Consider the following 17,366-nt stretch of genomic DNA (forward strand, 5'->3'; position numbering starts at 1 on the left):
GCTTGCTCTCCAAGGTAAGGAATCTTTCATGCTTAAACGTACTTTGACAGCGGCGGTTGCCCTGTTAGCGCTCTCTTCTGTATCTGCTTCGGCTCTGGCGGCGAAAGGGGATACGCACGTGCTGCTCACCACCTCTGCGGGCAATATCGAACTTGAACTGGATAATCAGAAAGCCCCGGTTTCAGTAAAAAACTTTGTGGATTACGTGAATAACGGCTTCTACAACAACACCATTTTCCATCGTGTGATCCCGGGTTTCATGATTCAGGGCGGCGGCTTCACTGCGGATATGCAGCAGAAGCAGACCAACGCGCCGATCAAAAACGAAGCGGATAACGGCCTGCGCAACCTGCGTGGCACCATTTCCATGGCGCGTACCGCTGAGAAAGACAGTGCCACCAGCCAGTTCTTCCTGAACGTGGCGGACAACGCTTTTCTTGACCATGGCCAGCGCGACTTCGGCTATGCGGTGTTTGGTAAAGTAGTGAAAGGCATGGATGTGATCGACAAGATCGCCCAGGTGCCGACCAAAGATGTCGGGCCATACCAGAATGTGCCGTCAAAACCGATTGTTATCACTTCCGCGAAAGTCCTGCCGTAATCCCTCTGCGCGCCACCCCTGGGTGGCGCCGTCTGCCGCGCTCCGGCAAAGCTGAAATTTGCTCTTATACTTAGGGCACATCCTGCTTGCCGGAGGCGCTATGAGCAGCAAACTCACCGAAAAACAGAAAATCACGTTGTGGCAGCAAACCCGTGCGGCCAATTATCAGGCCAGCTGCAAACTGGCCGGTTATACGCTGAATGAACCAGCCGTCGAGAGCGCCCAGGCGGACGATCGTCTGGCATCGCTGAGGAGGCAATATGGCGGATAACAGCCTGGCGGTGCGCGATCCCTATTTGTGGCACAACGATGACGTGCTGAAAAACCTGCTGGAAATTCACGACGTGGCGCAGCTGCGTAAAGCCGAGCTGGCATTCAGCGCGGCGCGGCTGGCCACGCTGGCGCTCGGACCGGCCACGCCTGGCCTGCCGCACCTGCGCCACATTCACCGCACGCTGTTTCAGGATATCTACAGCTGGGCCGGCGAACTGCGTACCATCGACATCTGGCGCGACGACACGCCCTATTGCCACTGCGAGTATATCGAGAACGAGGGCAATGCGCTGATGAGCGCACTGGAGGAGGAAGAGGGCCTGTGCGACCTCGACCCGCAGACCTTCGTGGCACGCATCGCGCATTACTACTGTGAAATCTATGTCCTGCATCCGTTCCGTGCCGGTAACGGGCGGGCACAGCGCATCTTTTTCGAACAGCTGGCGCTGCACGCGGGCTATCTGCTGAACTGGGATACGCTGGAGCCTGAAAGCTGGCACCAGGCCATCATCGCCGGCGTCGGCGGCGATCTCGCGCCGCTCAATGCGCAGTTTGCGAAAGTGGTGAGCCCGGCCTCACCGCTAAAGTAATATTTCCAGCCCGTGTTTTTGCACGATGTGGAGCAATTTGAGTGAAATGCCTCCAGGGCGTTTTACTCCGCTCTCCCATTTCTGCACCGTGGAAACGCTGGTGTTGAGGTAGCGGGCAAAAACGGGCTGACTCACGTTAAGGTTTTCGCGCAGCGCTTTGATATCTCCGGCCTCCAGCGCTTTAACCTCTTCCAGACAGCGTTGGTCAAAATCCCGCATGCTCTGTTTATTCAGGGCTCCGGCTTCAAACAGGCCTGTTGCTGCACTGTGAATTGCCTCCAGGGCTGGGCTTTTAAATTTTCGCGTTGCGGTCATGGCATATCTCCACCAGTTCTTTTACTGCAATCAGACGATTAAGAGATTCATTAGAGAGCAGCGAATAGTGCTTAGCTAACTCACGAAAGCCAGTAAGTTCGCTTTCGCTCAGACTGGACTGATCCTGCTTGGCAAACAGAAAGGTATATATCCAGTTTCGGCCGCCTTTCGCCAGAATGATTGCGCGTTCGCGATTCTGCTGCAGGCGTTTTTTAAAAACACCTCCACCCAGATTGTCAGCCTGACCTTTCTGTACTGCGACAATGGCCTGGCAAAGCTCACTGTCTGCGATTACGTGGCGCTGAGCCTGTTTGCTGAACCATTTCGTTTTAAATACGCGGCTTGTTACTGACATCATTACTCTCCAGAATATAGCACCTGGTGCGAGAGTAATCAGATTCTTTTTTGACAGCTAGCGGGGATTGAGGTCGAAGGTGGTAACATTGCTTTTTTGCGACCTTTCTTGCTTGTCGCCTACCGACAGCACCCACTCAATTCATCTGTAATGTATGCTGCTGCTAATTGATAACTACGACTCCTTTACCTGGAATCTCTACCAGTACTTCTGTGAACTGGGCGCGCAGGTGCGCGTGGTGCGCAACGATGCGATGACGCTGGAAGAGATGACAGCGCTGCCGCTGAGTCATCTGGTGATCTCGCCGGGCCCCTGTACGCCGGATCAGTCCGGCATTTCGCTCGAAGCCATTCGCCACTTTGCCGGACGGTTGCCGGTTCTCGGGGTATGCCTGGGCCATCAGGCCATCGCCCAGGCCTACGGCGCACAGGTGGTGCGCGCGCGCCAGGTGATGCACGGCAAAACCTCTGCGGTGCAGCACACCGGCCAGGGTGTGTTCCGCAACCTGAATAATCCGCTGACCGTGACGCGCTATCACTCGCTGATTGTGGCGCACGACACGCTGCCGCCGGAGTTTGAAGTCACCGCCTGGAGCCTGCGCGACGGCGTTGCCGATGAGATCATGGGCTTCCGCCATCGTACGCTGCCGCTCGAGGGCGTGCAGTTCCATCCGGAGAGCATTCTCAGCGAGCAGGGGCATCAGCTGCTGGCGAATTTCCTCAATACGTAACTTCCGTTTGCCATCGCATGATTTTTTATGCATATTTTGTGATTATAATTTCACATCAGCTCAACAAATAACCCGATGAGGTCATCAATGGCAGCGGAAAATCTAGCGGTAAGCCGGGAAACGTTCGATAACGTTATTTTGCCTGTTTATGCACCTGCGCAGTTTGTGCCGGTCAAAGGCAAAGGCAGCCGCGTGTGGGATCAGCAGGGCAAAGAGTATATCGACTTCTCCGGTGGTATCGCGGTCACCGCGCTTGGCCATTGTCATCCGGCGCTGGTGGAAACGCTGAAAAGCCAGGGCGAAACCCTGTGGCACACCAGTAACGTGTTCACCAATGAGCCGGCACTGCGCCTCGCCAGTAAACTGATCGCGGCGACCTTCGCCGAGCGGGTATTCTTCGGTAACTCCGGTGCCGAAGCGAACGAAGCGGCGTTCAAACTGGCGCGCTACTACGCCTGCAAAAAGCACAGCCCGTTCAAAAGCAAAATTATCGCTTTCCACAACGCCTTCCACGGCCGCACGCTGTTCACCGTCTCGGTGGGCGGTCAGCCGAAATACTCCGATGGCTTTGGCCCGAAGCCGGCGGATATCGTCCATGTGCCGTTTAACGATCTGGCCGCGGTGAAGGCGGTAATTGACGACCACACCTGCGCGATTGTGGTGGAGCCGATTCAGGGGGAAGGCGGCGTGATGCCGGCAACGCCGGAATTCATGCAGGGATTGCGTGCGCTGTGCGATCAGCACAACGCGCTGCTGGTGCTGGATGAAGTGCAGAGCGGCATGGGCCGCAGCGGTAAGCTGTTTGCTTACGAACACTATGGTATCAAGCCAGATATCATCACCACCGCTAAAGCGCTGGGCGGCGGTTTCCCGGTGAGCGCGATGCTGACCACCCATGAAATCGCCTCGGTGATGGCGCCGGGCGTGCACGGCACCACCTACGGCGGCAACCCGCTGGCCTGTGCGATTGCCGAAACCGCGCTGGATATCATCAATACGCCCGAGGTACTGAATGGTGTCGACGCGCGCCGTGAGCAGTTTGTCTCGGCGCTGCAGAAAATCAATGAGCAGTTCGACATCTTCAGTGAAATTCGGGGCAAAGGGCTGCTGCTGGGTGCCGTACTCAACGCGCAGCACGCCAGCAAAGCGCGCGATATCCTCAACGCTTCCGCCGCTGAAGGCCTGATGGTACTGACCGCCGGCAGCGATGTGATTCGCTTTGTGCCGTCGCTGGTGATTGAGCCGACCGATATCGCAGAAGGCATGGCGCGCTTTGCCCGGGCGATCGCGAAAGTCCTGAACTAACCTTTCGGCTTCAGCACGCTGAGCCAGCGGCCGTGATGCGGGCGCTGGCTCCACGCCAGTGAAGAAATGGTGTGCATCACATTGAGGTGCTGCAGAATGCGCTTCACATGCTGTTCGACAATCGTCACCGGCCCCTCATTCAGATTCTCCGGCGCTTCCAGAATATTGCTGTCGTTGCCCGGCCCGTCGTAAGCCAGCCGCTGCTGACAGCGCTGCAGCGCGATTTCACAGGACTGCAAATAGCGCTCCGCCAGCTTTGGCGTCAGCATGGTGTGCTCGCGCGCCAGAATGGTCATGGCGTTGATGTGCTCGACGATAAACTGGCTGTGAGTCACCCACAGGCGCATATCTTTCAGATACTGAAAGTTAAAGCCCGGTTCGGTGGACGCCTGGTTGAGCGAGTTAAACAGCGCGTTGTGCGCCTGGTTAACCTTGACGCGCTGATACGCCAGCTTCTCCGGCGCCTGCTCCGGACCGAGCAGCAGGCGCAGCGCCTCCTGATAAGCCTCCAGCGCATCGTGCGCATTATTGCGCAGCAGCCCGCTCTGCCACTGCGGCCATAGCCAGATCATACCGGCGAAGGCAATCAGGCAGCCCATCAGCGTATCCATCATGCGTGGCAGCAGGAACTGCGCGCCATTCAGTGACAGCAGCTGCAGCGAATACACCGCCGTCACCGTAAAGCCAATCATCGACCAGCCATAATATTTACGCGTGATCAGATAGCTGGCGAGCGTGATGACCAGCATGGTCAGCAGGGCAATCGACTCCGGAACAGCAAAGCGCAGCGACGCCGCGGCGATCAGCAAGCCGGCGAAGGTGCCGAGCGCCCGGTGCTGAATGCGCACGCGCGTGGCGCTGTAGCCGTTCTGGCTGACAAACATGATGGTCATCAGAATCCAGTAAGGCTTGGGAATATTGAAGAACAGCGCCAGCGCGCTGCCGAACATTAGCATCACCGCGAAGCGCGCCGCCGTCCGCAGCGCGGCAGATTTCAGCGACAGGTAGCTGCGCAGCGCCGGCAGCAGCGGCAGGCGGCGCTGGCGATCGGCCATCAGGTCGCGGGTGTACAGTGGCTTCTGCGTGCGCAGCACGCGGGCGATGCGGCTGAAATGGTAGAGGCAGAAATTACCGACCGGATTATCCGGGTGCTGCCGGGCAATTTTCTCCAGCGCGCCGAGCGGCTTCTCCATGTGGAAGCGTTCCGGCAGCTGGTGATAGAGAATGGCATCGGCCAGCACGCGCAGCCGTGCCGAAATGATTTTCGCGTTCCAGCGGATCACCGCCTCGGCGTGGCTCTGCTCCACCAGCTTTTGCACCTCTTCCGGCTGGTGCAGGCTGACCGAGATATGTTCCTGCAGATCGAGCGCGACCTGGAAAGCGCGCGTCAGGCGTTTATGGCTGTTATCACGGCTGGCGGACAGCATATGCATCTGCTGGTAGCAGGTGGTGATCAGATCGACCGCTTTCTGCTGGCGCGCCAGTAGCGGCGGCAGCGCTTTTTCCGGATCGGTCAGCTGCGTCAGCAGGGTGTATTTGGCGTCGCAGTAATCGGCCAGCTCGCGGTACAGCAGGCTGAGGGTCTCGCGCATCGGCTGCTCTTTCCACAGCCAGAACCAGAACCAGTTAAACAGCCCGTACCACAGCGTCCCGCCGATATACAGCAGCGGCGGGACCCACATCGGCATACGGCCGACGAGGCTTAAGGTAAAGATGGCGGCGATCAGCGTGCCGGGCAGCAAACGACCATGCAGCGGGCTGATTTCACCGGTCACGCCCACCAACAGCGGCAACACCAGCAGAATCAGCGGCAGCGGCACAGCGTAAGCCGTGAGGTACTGAATCAGAAAACTGCCGCTGGCGAACAGTGCGCCGCCGACAATCAGCCGTTTGAAGAACCGCTTGTGTGGCGTATCCAGACCGGCGATGTTGCAGCAGGCCGGCACCAGGGAGAACAGCAGCCCTTTTTGCAGATCGCCAAACAGCCAGCCGAGCGCCACAGGCAGGCACAGCACCAGCGTTTGCCGCAGCGCATAGTTAACTTCCGGATGATAGATGATTCGACGCCACATCAGCTCATCGTAAACAGAAACGGCGCGATGTTGCCATCACGCCGTAGGTGAGAAGAAATCAGCGGGTGCCGTAAACGACGATGGTTTTGCCGTGTGCAGAGATCAGGTTCTGATCTTCCAGCATTTTCAGGATACGACCCACGGTTTCGCGTGAGCAGCCCACGATCTGACCAATCTCCTGACGGGTGATTTTGATCTGCATACCGTCCGGGTGGGTCATGGCATCAGGCTGTTTCGCCAGGTTGAGCAGCGTTTGCGCGATACGGCCGGTCACATCGAGGAAGGCAAGGTTGCCGACTTTTTCAGATGTTACCTGCAGGCGACGCGCCATCTGCGCCGACAGGCGCATTAAAATATCCGGATTGACCTGAATCAGCTGACGGAATTTTTTGTAGGAAATTTCAGCCACTTCGCAGGCGGTTTTCGCACGTACCCAGGCGCTACGCTCCTGGCCCTCTTCAAACAGGCCGAGCTCACCGATGAAATCCCCCTGATTGAGGTAGGAGAGTATCATCTCTTTGCCTTCTTCATCTTTAATCAGTACCGCGACGGAACCTTTCACGATGTAGTACAGCGTTTCCGCTTTCTCACCCTGATGGATGAGGGTGCTTTTGGATGGATATTTGTGAATATGGCAATGGGACAGGAACCATTCGAGTGTAGGGTCTGTTTGCGGTTTGCCGAGAACCATTCGCTATTATCCTCTGTTGTAATCGTGCCCAAAATACAGGGGGCAGTTTTCCCTGTCAGGCGGTGAAATCGTCCAGCGTTTCCCGTGAGGGACAGTTATTCGGGGGTGGATTCGTAAGCGATGCTTTTGATTCGTCCCGCTTTCGTCTTTCGTGACGAAAATATTTTCAGCACTGTTTGTAGCATAGCTTTTGCAACCTGTCTCCTGTTGTCTCGCTTCAGCAGGTGGGGGATGCGTCTGCATTGCTGTTTGTCAGGTGAAAGCGTACTCTGGCGGCAAAACCGCCGCTTCAGGAGAAAGAATAATGCAGGCACGAGTGAAATGGGTGGAAGGGCTGACCTTTCTCGGAGAATCCTCATCCGGTCATCAGGTATTAATGGACGGCAATTCCGGTGATAAAGCGCCCAGCCCGATGGAGATGGTGTTGATGGCTGCGGGCGGCTGCAGCGCGATTGACGTGGTGTCGATTCTGCAAAAGGGGCGCAACGATGTCGCCGACTGTGAAGTCAAACTGACCTCGGAACGCCGCGAAGAAGCGCCACGCATTTTTACGCATATCAATCTGCATTTTATTGTCAGCGGCAAAGCGCTGAGCGATAAAGTGGTGGCGCGCGCGGTGGATCTGTCCGCGGAGAAGTACTGCTCGGTGGCGATCATGCTGGGCAAGGGCGTCGAGATAACGCACAGCTACGAAGTCGTCGAACTGTAATCCAGCCGGGAGCGCGGCCCTGCGCTCCCGATCTCAGCTCCTCCCGGCGAAACTGGCGCGTTAACCTGCGCTATTCAATGCGTTTTCCTTCAATCAACCGCTGCACCAGCGGCGTCATGATCAACTCCATCGCCAGTCCCATCTTGCCGCCCGGCACCACCAGCGTATTCATGTGGGAAATAAACGAGCCCTGGATCATCGCCAGTAAATAAGGAAAAGCGATGCCCTCCAGGCCGCGAAAATGGATCACCACAAAGCTCTCATCCAGCGACGGGATTTCACGCGCGGCAAACGGGTTCGAGGTATCCACGGTCGGCACGCGCTGGAAGTTGAGGTGCGTGCGGGAAAACTGCGGCGTGATGTAGTTGATGTAGTCTTCCATCGAACGCACCACCGAATCCATCACCGCTTCGCGCGAATGGCCGCGCTCGCTGGTGTCGCGCACCAGTTTCTGAATCCACTCCAGATTAACAATCGGTACCACGCCAACCAGCAGATCGACATGTTCCGCCACGTTATGCTGCTGCGTCACCACGCCGCCGTGCAGGCCTTCATAGAACAGCACATCGGTGTTTTCCGGCAGCGGCTGCCAGGGTGTAAAGGTGCCTGGCACCTGATTCCACGGCACCGCTTCATCGTAGGTGTGCAGATATTTGCGCGACTGGCCGAGTCCGCTCTGACCGTAGTCGCGGAAAGTCTGCTCCAGCAGGCCGAAGTCGTTGGCTTCCGGGCCAAAGTAGCTGATGTGACGCCCGAGGTCGCGCGCCTTACGAATCGCCATGTCCATTTCCGGACGGGTATAGCGATGGAAACTGTCGCCTTCTACTTCCGCCGCGTGCAGATCCAGCTGCTGGAAAATTTTACGGAAGGCGAGACTGGTGGTGGTGGTTCCGGCGCCGCTGGAACCGGTAACGGCTATGACTGGATGCCTGGCTGACATAACAGCGCTCCCTGTGAAGTCCGGCGATGAGCATTGTTACCACGAATTGCCGCCTGACGCATCAGCCGCGAAATTCCCGCCGCGGCATAATATTGACCGATTCATGCAATTCTGACCACACCAGTACCACTTCGCCCTGCTCGAGCTGGCGGCGCACGTCGGCCACTTTCTGCGTCAGGCTGCGCTCCTGCTCGCCATAATCGGTGCCTTCACGCAGCACAAAACTTTCTATCAGGTTTTCCAGCGTTGTCGGGTCGAGTTCTTGCCAGGGAATAATCACAATTACATATCCAGATAAGTTGAGAGCCAGTCCGGCACGCGCTGCTCCAGCCACATTTTGGGTCGCAGCAGGCTGCCGCCCACGAAGCCGACGTGACCACCTTGCTGCGTCAGCTGATACTCAATTGTGGCAGACAACTGCTGCGGCTGCGGGATCACCGCATCGGTCATGAAGGGATCGTCTTTAGCATGGATGATCAGCAGCGGCTTGCGCACGCCGGTCAGCAATGGCATGGCGCTGGCGCGCTGATAATAGTCGCGCGCATCAATAAAACCGTGGGCGCGGGCGGTAATCGCATCATCAAACTCACGCAGCCGGCGGAAGGCGCGCAGCTGCGTCAGATCGACCGGCAGCGTGCCCGGCCAGGCGCGCAGTTTGCGCGTGGCGTTTTTCTTCAGCTGGGTCAGCAGGTAGTGCTGATAAAAGCGTGAAAAGCCCACGTCCAGCTTCTGGCTGCACGGCTCCAGCGCCAGCGGCGCGGAAATGGCGACCGCGGCATCCAGCGGGGCCGACGTGCCCTGCAGCCCCAGCAGACAGGCCAGCATATTGCCGCCAAGCGAAACGCCGACCGCCGCAGTCGGCACCGTGCCCCATTCGCGCTGCAGCCAGTGCAGAAAATAGGTGGCATCTTCAGTTTCACCGGAGTGATAGATGCGCTGCAGGCGGTTAGGCTCGCCGCTGCAGCCGCGGAAATGCATGATCACCGCCAGCCAGCCGCGCGCCTGACACGCCTGCATCAGCCCATGGGCATACGGGCTGCGGAAACTGCCTTCCAGCCCGTGGAACAGCACCATGCGCGGCTTGTGACGTGCCTGTGCCGGATCTTCGCTCCACGCCAGATCGACGAAGTCGCCGTCCGGCAGATCGAGGCGCTGCCAGTGCGGGCGCAGCGTGACGCGCCGGCGCAGCAGGCGCGGCAGCAGCGTTTGCAGATGCGCATTGCCGAAGCCGCGCAGCGGGGTAAAGCGCTCGCCGCTCGGGCGATCAAAATAGCCTGGGATAGTACTTGTCTGATGCATAACTCGCTGATAGCTTCGATGGGTTGTTCGCTTTTCTGGGTGAGGAGCACCCGAATATACATGGAACTGAGTCTTTTTTTATCAATGCTGGGCTTTCTCTGGGTCGCGGCCATCACGCCAGGGCCCAATAATATGTTACTTACCGCCTCAGGTGCTAATTTTGGCTTCCTGCGCACCTTTCCACTGCTGATTGGTATCATGATTGGTATGCAGATTATGTTGCTGATGGTGGCGTTTGGCATCGGCAGCCTGATTCTGCTCTATCCCTCACTGCATCTGGTACTGAAAGTGGCCGGTAGCCTCTACCTGCTGTGGCTGGCGTGGAAAATTGCCACCGCCGAATACGAAACGCTGGAGACCGACGATGCCAGCGTGAAGCAGATGCCTTTCTGGCAGGGCGGGTTACTGCAACTGATCAACCCGAAAGCCTGGCTGATGGCGCTGGGTGCGGTCGCCAGCTTTAGCCTTGCCGGCAGCGCCTATCTGCATTCCGTGGTGGCGATCAGCATCGGTATGGCGCTGGTGAACGTGGTTTCCGGCGTGATCTGGATGGGTTTCGGCTCGCTGATTGGCCGGTTACTGCGCAGCCCGCGCGCGTGGAAAATCTTCAACCTCGCCATGGGTGCGCTGACCGCAGCCTGCGTGCTGTTGATCTGGCACTGAGTCAGCTGGAGGCGCGCTCAATACGCGTCCATGGCAGCACTTCATGCACCACTGCCGCCTGGCGCTGACGGATGCGCGCCAGCAGCAGCTGCACGCTGCGGGCACCCATCTGGTTCATCGGCTGGGCAATGGTGGTCAGCGGCGGGTTGATGCTGCTGGTGAACGGAATGCCGTCAAAGCCGACCACCGCCAGATCCTCTGGCACGCGCAGTCCGGCCTCCAGAGCAGCGTGAATCACGCCAACCGCCAGCACGTCTGATACCGCAAACACCGCATCCGGCCGCTCTGGCTGCGTTAGCAGTTCGCGCAGCGCCGCGCTGCCCGCTTCGCAGGAGATGTCGCTGGCGTAAGCGACGCCGTGCCAGTCAAGCCCCAGCTGCGTGATGGCGTCGCGATAGCCGCTTTCGCGCTGGTGCGAATAGAGATAGCGCATATCACAGTTGACCAGCGCAATGCGCTGACGCCCTTTGCCGGCCAGATAATGCACCGTGTCATAGGCCGCCTGACGGTTATCGATGGTGACGCTGGAGGCGTTAACCGAGGGATCGTACTCCGCACACTGCACCCACGGCGCATCACCAATCAACTCTTTCAGTCCCTGCAGGCAGGCCGCGGCGTCCATGGTGATCACCCCATCCACCACTTTGCCGGCCAGCAGTGCCAGATAGGCGGTTTCGCGCCGCAGCTGTGACGCGGAATTACATAACAGGATGTGATAGCCGTGCGCTTCGGCCTCCGCCTCGATGCCCTGCACCACCCGTGAACAGAACGGATTGGTGATATCGGAAATCAGCACCAGCAACATGTTGCTTTGCGCGGTACGCAGCTGGCGCGCCAGCAGGTTGGGCTGGTATTCGCACACATTAATTGCGGCCAGCACCCGTTTACGCGTATCTGGCCGGACGCCAGGATGCTGGTTTAACACCCGTGAAACCGTGGCTTTCGACACGCCCGCGAGGCGCGCAACTTTCTCAATCGACATGGAGGCCAGTACCGCTGTAAAAGGGGGAAAAAATCAAGACGAGATCAATACCACAGTCGGCATGTGAGCGCCTGACATATTTCTTCCACACCAGCGGTTTTGTATTTGCACTTTTTGCATAGCGTTACCCGATGTTGATCTAAGAACCGATTTTTATTAGGGATAATTTTTAATTCCTTTATGAAATCATTGCTGCTGGCGACACTGCCGTCACGACTCAACATTGGGGTGCATGATGATGGCAGTAACCAAAACAATAAGCGCGGTAGCAGCCGCGTTAGCGCTGATGACCTTTCAGGCGCAGGCGGTCAATGTGACCGTGGCTTATCAGACGTCGGCGGAACCGGCCAAAGTGGCGCAGGCTGACAATACCTTTGCCAAAGAGAGCGGTGCCACGGTTGACTGGCGCAAATTCGACAGCGGCGCCAGCGTCCTGCGTGCGTTAGCCTCGGGCGATGTGCAAATTGGCAACATCGGTTCCAGCCCGCTGGCGGTGGCTGCCACGCAGCAGCTGCCGATTGAAGCTTTCCTGCTGGCTTCACAGCTGGGCAATTCTGAAGCGCTGGTGGTGAAAAAAGGCATCAGCTCACCCAAAGATTTGATCGGCAAACGCATTGCTGTTCCCTTCATCTCCACCACCCATTACAGCCTGCTGGCTGCGCTGAAACACTGGGGCATCAAACCGACCCAGGTGCAACTGGTTAATCTGCAGCCACCGGCGATCATTGCTGCCTGGCAGCGCGGTGATATCGACGGCGCCTATGTCTGGGCACCCGCCGTCAATGAACTGGAGAAAGACGGCAAGGTGCTGACCGACTCGTCGCAGGTCGGGCAGTGGGGCTCACCGACGCTCGACGTCTGGGTGGTGCGCAAGGATTTTGCCCGGCAGCATCCTGAAGTGGTCACCGCTTTCGCCCGCAGCGCGATTGCCGCGCAGCAGGCCTATATCGCCAATCCGGAACAGTGGCTGCAGCAGCCGGATAACCTCAGCAAGCTGTCGCGCCTGAGCGGCGTGCCGGAAAGTGACGTTCCCGGACTGGTGAAAGGCAACACCTACCTGACGGCGCAGCAGCAGGTGGAACAGCTGGGCAAACCAGTCAACAAGGCGATTGTCGATACCGCACAGTTTCTGAAAGAGCAGGGCAAAGTGCCGGATGCCGCCAGTGACTACAGCAGCTTTGTCACCACGCGCTTTGTTGCCCCCTTAGCCAAATAACGGAGGCCTTATGCTCAGCATCACCCATCTCAACGCACGTTACGCCGGGCAACCGGCGCTGCAGGATATCAATCTGCAGCTGGCCAGCCGCGAATTGCTGGTGGTGCTGGGGCCGTCCGGCTGTGGCAAAACCACGCTGCTGAACTTGATCGCCGGCTTTCTGCCGCTGGAGTCCGGCAGTATCACGTTGGATGGCAAGCCGGTACGCGGACCGGGCGCAGAGCGCGGCGTGGTCTTTCAGAACGAAGGGCTACTACCGTGGCGTAACGTCATCGATAACGTGGCGTTCGGCCTGCAGCTGGCGGGCATGGCAAAAGCTGAACGGCACGCGATCGCCCGCCGTCTGATCCGTAAGGTCGGGCTCGAGGGCGCAGAAAAGCGTTTTATCTGGCAGCTCTCTGGGGGTCAGCGTCAGCGCGTGGGGATTGCCCGTGCGCTGGCCGCTGATCCGCAGCTGCTGCTGTTAGATGAGCCGTTCGGTGCGCTGGATGCCTTCACGCGCGAGCAGATGCAGACGCTGCTGCTGACGTTATGGCGCGATACCGGCAAGCAGATTCTGCTGATCACCCATGACATCGAAGAAGCCGTCTTTCTCGCCAGCGAACTGGTGCTGCTGTCGCCGGGTCCGGGTCGCGTGGTGGAGCGGCTGAAGCTCGACTTTGGTCAGCGCTTCGCCGCGGGCGAGCCGTGCCGCAGCATCAAATCCGATCCGGCATTTATCGAACGACGTGAGTATGTCCTGAACCAGGTATTCGCGCAGCGGGAGGCGTTTGTATGAGTGCCGTTATTGATGACAAGCGCCGGACGTCCCGCGTTCGTCGCCTGCGCTGGCCGTTTTCCCGCCAGCTGTCGCTGAGCCTGCTGAGCGTGGCCGTGCTGCTGCTGCTGTGGTGGGGCGTGACCGCGCTGGGGCTGATTGCGCCCTTGTTCCTGCCGCCACCACAGCAGGTGCTGCATAAGCTGCTGGTTATTGCCGGTCCGCAGGGCTTTATGGATGCCACGCTATGGCAGCACCTTGGTGCCAGCCTGACGCGCATGCTGGTGGCGCTGTTCTTTGCCGCGCTGATCGGCATTCCGGTGGGCATTGCCATGGGGCTTAGCCCGGCGGTGCGCGGGCTGCTCGATCCGCTGATTGAACTCTATCGACCGGTACCGCCGCTGGCCTATTTGCCGCTGATGGTGATTTGGTTTGGCATTGGCGAAACCTCAAAGATTTTACTGATTTATCTGGCAATTTTCGCGCCGGTGACTTTATCCACCCTGGCCGGCGTGAAGAATACGCAGCAGGTGCGGATCCGCGCGGCTCAGGCGCTGGGGGCGACGCGCGGGCAGCTGCTGCGTTTTGTCATTCTGCCCGGAGCGTTGCCGGAGATTCTCACCGGTCTGCGCATCGGCCTGGGCGTGGGCTGGTCCACGCTGGTGGCGGCCGAACTGATTGCCGCGACGCGCGGACTGGGCTTTATGGTGCAGTCGGCTGGGGAGTTTCTCGCCACCGATGTGGTGCTGGCGGGCATCGCGGTGATCGCCCTGATTGCCTTTAGTTTAGAACTGGGTTTACGTGCGCTACAGCGCCGACTGACGCCCTGGAATGGAGAACAGCAATGAACGAACGAGTGAATTTTACCGCGCTGGGTCCGTATATCGGGGCGCAGGTCAGCGATGTCGATCTCAGCCGTCCGCTGAGTGACGCGCAGTTTGAGCAGCTTTATCACGGTCTGTTGCGTCACCAGGTGCTGTTTCTGCGCGATCAGCGCATTACGCCGGAGCAGCAGCGCGCGCTGGCGATCCGCTTCGGCGATTTGCACATTCATCCGGTTTATCCGCATGCCGAAGGCGTGGAAGAGATTATCGTGCTGGATACGCATCAGGATAATCCGCCGGACAACGATAACTGGCATACCGACGTCACCTTTATTCAGACGCCGCCGGCGATCGCCATTCTGGCCTCAAAGCTGCTGCCGGAGAGCGGTGGCGATACGCTGTGGACCAGCGGAATTGCCGCTTACGAGGCGCTGTCAGAGCCGTTCAAACAGCTGCTGAGTGGCCTGCAGGCGGAACACGACTTTAAGAAATCGTTCCAGGAGTATAAGTACCGTAAGACGGAAGAGGAGCATCAGCGCTGGCAGCAGGCCGTGGCGAAGCATCCGCCGGTGCAGCATCCGGTGATCCGCACCCATCCGGTGAGTGGACGCAAGGCGCTGTTTGTTAATGAAGGTTTTACCACCAGGCTGCTGGGCGTAAGCGAGAAGGAGAGCGAGGCGCTGCTGGGCTATCTGTTTGCGCACGCCACCAAGCCGGAGTTTCAGGTGCGCTGGCGCTGGCAGCCGAATGACGTGGCAATCTGGGATAACCGCGTGACGCAGCATTATGCCAACGCGGATTATTATCCGGCGCGGCGCGTGATGCATCGCGCGACGGTGTTAGGGGATGTGCCGGTGTGATTTCGGAGCGTTGATTGCCCTCACCCCAACCCTCTCCCGCCAGCGGGAGAGGGGGCCGACGGTGCGTAGCAGGTAAGGCGGATTAAGGTTTGTTCCCTCTCCTGTGGGAGGAGGCTGTTCCAGCGCGGGAGTAAGGTTTATTCCCTCTCCCTATGGGAGAGGGTCAGAGTGAGGGCATCATCGCGCACCCTCTATGACCTCATCGCGCACCTTTACCCCGCGAGCATCTGCTCCAGCTGCTCCTGCGCCTCCAGCCACGCCATTTCGACCTCTTCCAGCGCCGATTTGCTCTCCGCCTGGCGCTGCAGGGCGGCGGTTAAATCGGCCTTACGGTTTTGCTCGTAAATGGCGCTGTCGGCCAGCTGTGCTTCGGCTTCGCTGAGCTGCGTCTGCCATTTGGCCATCTGCTTCTCCAGCTTTTCGATCTCTTTGCGCAGCGGCTGCGTCTGCGCGCGCAGTTCGGCGTCGCGGCGCTTTTGATCTTTGCGGGACTGCGCGCTGTTGGCGTTGTCCTGCTTTGGCGCGGCATCCTGCTGCGTTTCCTGCTTCTGCAGGTCGCTCAGCCACTGCTGATAATCATCCAGATCGCCATCGAACACATCCACTTTGCGGTCGTGCACCAGGTAAAGATCGTCGGTGGTCGAACGCAGAAGATGACGATCGTGCGACACCACCACCAGTGCGCCTTCAAAGTCGATCAGCGCTTCGGTCAGCGCCTGGCGCATATCCAAATCGAGGTGGTTGGTTGGTTCGTCGAGCAGCAGCAGATTCGGCCGCTGCCAGACGATCAGCGCCAGCACCAGTCGCGCTTTCTCGCCGCCGGAGAAACGCTCGGTGGCTTCGCTGACTTTATCGCCCTGGAAACCAAAGCCGCCCAGGTAGTCACGCAGCTGCTGCTCCAGCGTTTTCGGGGCGATGCGCGCCAGATGCTGCAGCGGCGACTCATCGGCGCGCAGATACTCAAGCTGATGCTGCGCGAAGTAACCCAGTTTGATCCCTTTCGCCAGACCCACTTTGCCCGCCAGCGGCTCCAGCTCGCCTGCCAGCAGTTTGATCAGCGTGGATTTACCGGCACCGTTACGCCCCAGCAGGCCGATGCGTGAACCCGGCACCAGGTTGAGTTTGATGGCATCCAGAATCACCCGCTCACCGTACCCCGCTGAAACCTGCTCCATTTTCAGGATTGGGTTAGGCAGACTCTCCGGCGCGCGGAAGCTGAAGCTGAACGGGTTATCGACGTGCGCCGGGGCAATCAGCTCCATGCGCTCCAGCATCTTGATGCGGCTCTGCGCCTGTTTGGCTTTGGTAGCCTGCGCGCGGAAGCGATCGATGTACTTTTGCAGGTGGGTGACTTTTTCCTGCTGGCTCTGGTACAGCGCCTGCTGCTGCGCCAGTTTGGCCACGCGCTGGCGCTCGAACGAGCTGTAGTTGCCGGTGTATTCGAACATCGTCTGCTGTTCGATATGGATGATTTTGTCCACCACCGGGTCGAGGAAGTCGCGGTCGTGCGAGATCAGGATCAGCGTGCCGGTATAGCTCTTCAGCCAGCGCTCCAGCCAGATCACCGCGTCGAGATCGAGGTGGTTGGTCGGTTCATCGAGCAGCAGCAGGTCGGAACGGCATACCAGTGCCTGAGCAAGGTTGAGACGCATACGCCAGCCGCCGGAGAAGTCGCTCACCGGCCGCATTAATTGTTCCTGGCTGAAGCCCAATCCGTGCAGCAGACTGGCGGCGCGTGCGTGTATGCTCCACGCCTGAATAGCGTCCAGCTTGCCGTGCAGCAGCGCAATGGCGTTGCCATCGTCGCGCGCATTAGCTGCCGCTAATTCGGATTCGAGCTGACGATATTCGCGGTCGCCGTCGATAACATATTCCAGCGCGGCTTTACTCAGCGCCGGGGTTTCCTGATTCACCCACGCCAGCGCCCAGTTGCCGGGGAAGGTGACGTTGCCGGCATCGCTGCTGATTTCACCCTTCAGCAGTGACAGCAGCGTGGATTTACCGCAGCCGTTTTTACCCACCAGGCCGACTTTTTGCCCCGGGTTAATGGTGGCCGTTGCGTTATCCAGCAGCACATTAGTGCCGCGACGGATTTGTAATGCGGAAAAGACAATCATAAGCGCCGTATCGTCAGAATATGTTAATTTATCGGCAACATAATTCGATAATGTTTGTTGCGTCGAG

Annotated in this window: 20 protein-coding genes; 11 read left to right on the top strand and 9 right to left on the bottom strand. The window is 58.7% G+C overall.

Translation table 11 applies throughout. The features are described from left to right. Nucleotides 1-28: 28 nt before the first annotated feature. The 3 genes from ppiA (at nucleotide 29) to AC6I79_RS01540 (ending at nucleotide 1,464) form a co-directional block, all read left to right on the top strand. Nucleotides 29-601, top strand: coding sequence for a peptidylprolyl isomerase A (gene ppiA / locus AC6I79_RS01530; protein ID WP_021507435.1), 573 nt, complete (start codon nucleotides 29-31; stop codon nucleotides 599-601). Nucleotides 602-701: 100 nt separating this feature from the next. Beyond that, nucleotides 702-872 (top strand): YhfG family protein, encoded by a 171-nt coding sequence (locus AC6I79_RS01535; protein ID WP_021507436.1) that lies wholly within the window; start codon nucleotides 702-704, stop codon nucleotides 870-872. Continuing rightward, the gene (locus AC6I79_RS01540; protein ID WP_150059660.1) at nucleotides 862-1,464 is read left to right on the top strand and encodes a putative adenosine monophosphate-protein transferase Fic; all 603 of its coding nucleotides are present in this window, start codon (nucleotides 862-864) and stop codon (nucleotides 1,462-1,464) included. Before AC6I79_RS01535 ends, AC6I79_RS01540 begins: the two co-directional genes overlap by 11 nt. Here the strand turns inward: AC6I79_RS01540 and AC6I79_RS01545 are convergent. Further along, nucleotides 1,456-1,779, bottom strand: coding sequence for a helix-turn-helix domain-containing protein (locus AC6I79_RS01545; RefSeq protein ID WP_104189611.1), 324 nt, complete (start codon nucleotides 1,777-1,779; stop codon nucleotides 1,456-1,458). The genes AC6I79_RS01540 and AC6I79_RS01545 overlap by 9 nt on opposite strands. Then, nucleotides 1,757-2,137 carry a type II toxin-antitoxin system RelE/ParE family toxin gene (locus AC6I79_RS01550; protein WP_233209873.1) on the bottom strand — a complete coding sequence of 127 codons (381 nt, stop codon included), beginning with the start codon at nucleotides 2,135-2,137 and terminating at the stop codon, nucleotides 1,757-1,759. The genes AC6I79_RS01545 and AC6I79_RS01550 overlap by 23 nt, the downstream gene beginning before the upstream one ends. Nucleotides 2,138-2,288: 151 nt before the next feature. On the opposite strand from AC6I79_RS01550, the gene AC6I79_RS01555 reads away from it, so the two are divergent. Continuing rightward, nucleotides 2,289-2,864: an aminodeoxychorismate synthase component II gene (locus tag AC6I79_RS01555; protein ID WP_136545565.1), complete on the top strand. Its 576-nt coding sequence runs from the start codon at nucleotides 2,289-2,291 to the stop codon at nucleotides 2,862-2,864. An 87-nt stretch (nucleotides 2,865-2,951) separates the two neighbouring features. Then, the gene (argD, locus tag AC6I79_RS01560) at nucleotides 2,952-4,169 is read left to right on the top strand and encodes a bifunctional acetylornithine/succinyldiaminopimelate transaminase (protein WP_059012478.1); all 1,218 of its coding nucleotides are present in this window, start codon (nucleotides 2,952-2,954) and stop codon (nucleotides 4,167-4,169) included. Here argD and AC6I79_RS01565 read toward each other — a convergent pair. Beyond that, entirely contained in the window at nucleotides 4,166-6,241 is a 2,076-nt protein-coding gene (locus tag AC6I79_RS01565; protein WP_021507439.1) for a YccS/YhfK family putative transporter, read from the bottom strand. The genes argD and AC6I79_RS01565 overlap by 4 nt on opposite strands. A gap of 58 nt (nucleotides 6,242-6,299) precedes the next feature. Then, the gene (crp, locus tag AC6I79_RS01570) at nucleotides 6,300-6,932 is read right to left on the bottom strand and encodes a cAMP-activated global transcriptional regulator CRP (RefSeq protein ID WP_000242755.1); all 633 of its coding nucleotides are present in this window, start codon (nucleotides 6,930-6,932) and stop codon (nucleotides 6,300-6,302) included. A 304-nt stretch (nucleotides 6,933-7,236) separates the two neighbouring features. Here crp and AC6I79_RS01575 point away from each other — a divergent pair, with 304 nt between their 5' ends. Next, nucleotides 7,237-7,641 carry an OsmC family protein gene (locus AC6I79_RS01575; protein WP_150360737.1) on the top strand — a complete coding sequence of 135 codons (405 nt, stop codon included), beginning with the start codon at nucleotides 7,237-7,239 and terminating at the stop codon, nucleotides 7,639-7,641. 70 nt (nucleotides 7,642-7,711) lie between these two features. Here AC6I79_RS01575 and AC6I79_RS01580 read toward each other — a convergent pair whose 3' ends face one another. The 3 genes from AC6I79_RS01580 to AC6I79_RS01590 all read right to left on the bottom strand — a co-directional run bounded on the left by AC6I79_RS01580 (nucleotide 7,712) and on the right by AC6I79_RS01590 (nucleotide 9,880). Then, on the bottom strand, nucleotides 7,712-8,581 hold the full coding sequence (locus tag AC6I79_RS01580) for a phosphoribulokinase (RefSeq protein WP_021507441.1): 870 nt from the start codon (nucleotides 8,579-8,581) through the stop codon (nucleotides 7,712-7,714). Between the two features lie 61 nt (nucleotides 8,582-8,642). Beyond that, entirely contained in the window at nucleotides 8,643-8,861 is a 219-nt protein-coding gene (locus AC6I79_RS01585) for a YheU family protein (protein WP_021507442.1), read from the bottom strand. Between the two features lie 2 nt (nucleotides 8,862-8,863). After that, nucleotides 8,864-9,880, bottom strand: coding sequence for a hydrolase (locus tag AC6I79_RS01590; RefSeq protein ID WP_058759291.1), 1,017 nt, complete (start codon nucleotides 9,878-9,880; stop codon nucleotides 8,864-8,866). Between the two features lie 60 nt (nucleotides 9,881-9,940). Here AC6I79_RS01590 and AC6I79_RS01595 point away from each other — a divergent pair, with 60 nt between their 5' ends. After that, nucleotides 9,941-10,543, top strand: a complete 603-nt coding sequence (locus AC6I79_RS01595) for a LysE family translocator (RefSeq protein ID WP_238561425.1) — start codon at nucleotides 9,941-9,943, stop codon at nucleotides 10,541-10,543. Nucleotide 10,544: 1 nt separating this feature from the next. On the opposite strand, the gene AC6I79_RS01600 is transcribed toward AC6I79_RS01595, so the two are convergent. After that, nucleotides 10,545-11,525, bottom strand: coding sequence for a LacI family DNA-binding transcriptional regulator (locus AC6I79_RS01600; RefSeq protein WP_021507445.1), 981 nt, complete (start codon nucleotides 11,523-11,525; stop codon nucleotides 10,545-10,547). A 235-nt stretch (nucleotides 11,526-11,760) separates the two neighbouring features. Between AC6I79_RS01600 and tauA the strand changes: the two genes are divergently transcribed. Genes tauA through tauD form a run of 4 tightly spaced genes read left to right on the top strand, consistent with a single transcriptional unit; the run spans nucleotide 11,761 to nucleotide 15,182 of the window. Continuing rightward, entirely contained in the window at nucleotides 11,761-12,741 is a 981-nt protein-coding gene (tauA, locus tag AC6I79_RS01605) for a taurine ABC transporter substrate-binding protein (protein ID WP_040679688.1), read from the top strand. 10 nt (nucleotides 12,742-12,751) lie between these two features. Next, entirely contained in the window at nucleotides 12,752-13,519 is a 768-nt protein-coding gene (gene tauB, locus AC6I79_RS01610; protein ID WP_021507447.1) for a taurine ABC transporter ATP-binding subunit, read from the top strand. After that, nucleotides 13,516-14,346, top strand: a complete 831-nt coding sequence (tauC, locus tag AC6I79_RS01615) for a taurine ABC transporter permease TauC (RefSeq protein ID WP_021507448.1) — start codon at nucleotides 13,516-13,518, stop codon at nucleotides 14,344-14,346. Before tauB ends, tauC begins: the two co-directional genes overlap by 4 nt. Continuing rightward, nucleotides 14,343-15,182: a taurine dioxygenase gene (gene tauD / locus AC6I79_RS01620; protein ID WP_021507449.1), complete on the top strand. Its 840-nt coding sequence runs from the start codon at nucleotides 14,343-14,345 to the stop codon at nucleotides 15,180-15,182. The genes tauC and tauD overlap by 4 nt, the downstream gene beginning before the upstream one ends. Nucleotides 15,183-15,394: 212 nt before the next feature. Here the strand turns inward: tauD and AC6I79_RS01625 are convergent, their stop codons facing one another. Next, nucleotides 15,395-17,299: an ABC transporter ATP-binding protein gene (locus AC6I79_RS01625; RefSeq protein WP_260642097.1), complete on the bottom strand. Its 1,905-nt coding sequence runs from the start codon at nucleotides 17,297-17,299 to the stop codon at nucleotides 15,395-15,397. Nucleotides 17,300-17,366 lie beyond the last annotated feature (67 nt).

This window comes from gamma proteobacterium symbiont of Scutellera amethystina (assembly GCF_059730845.1).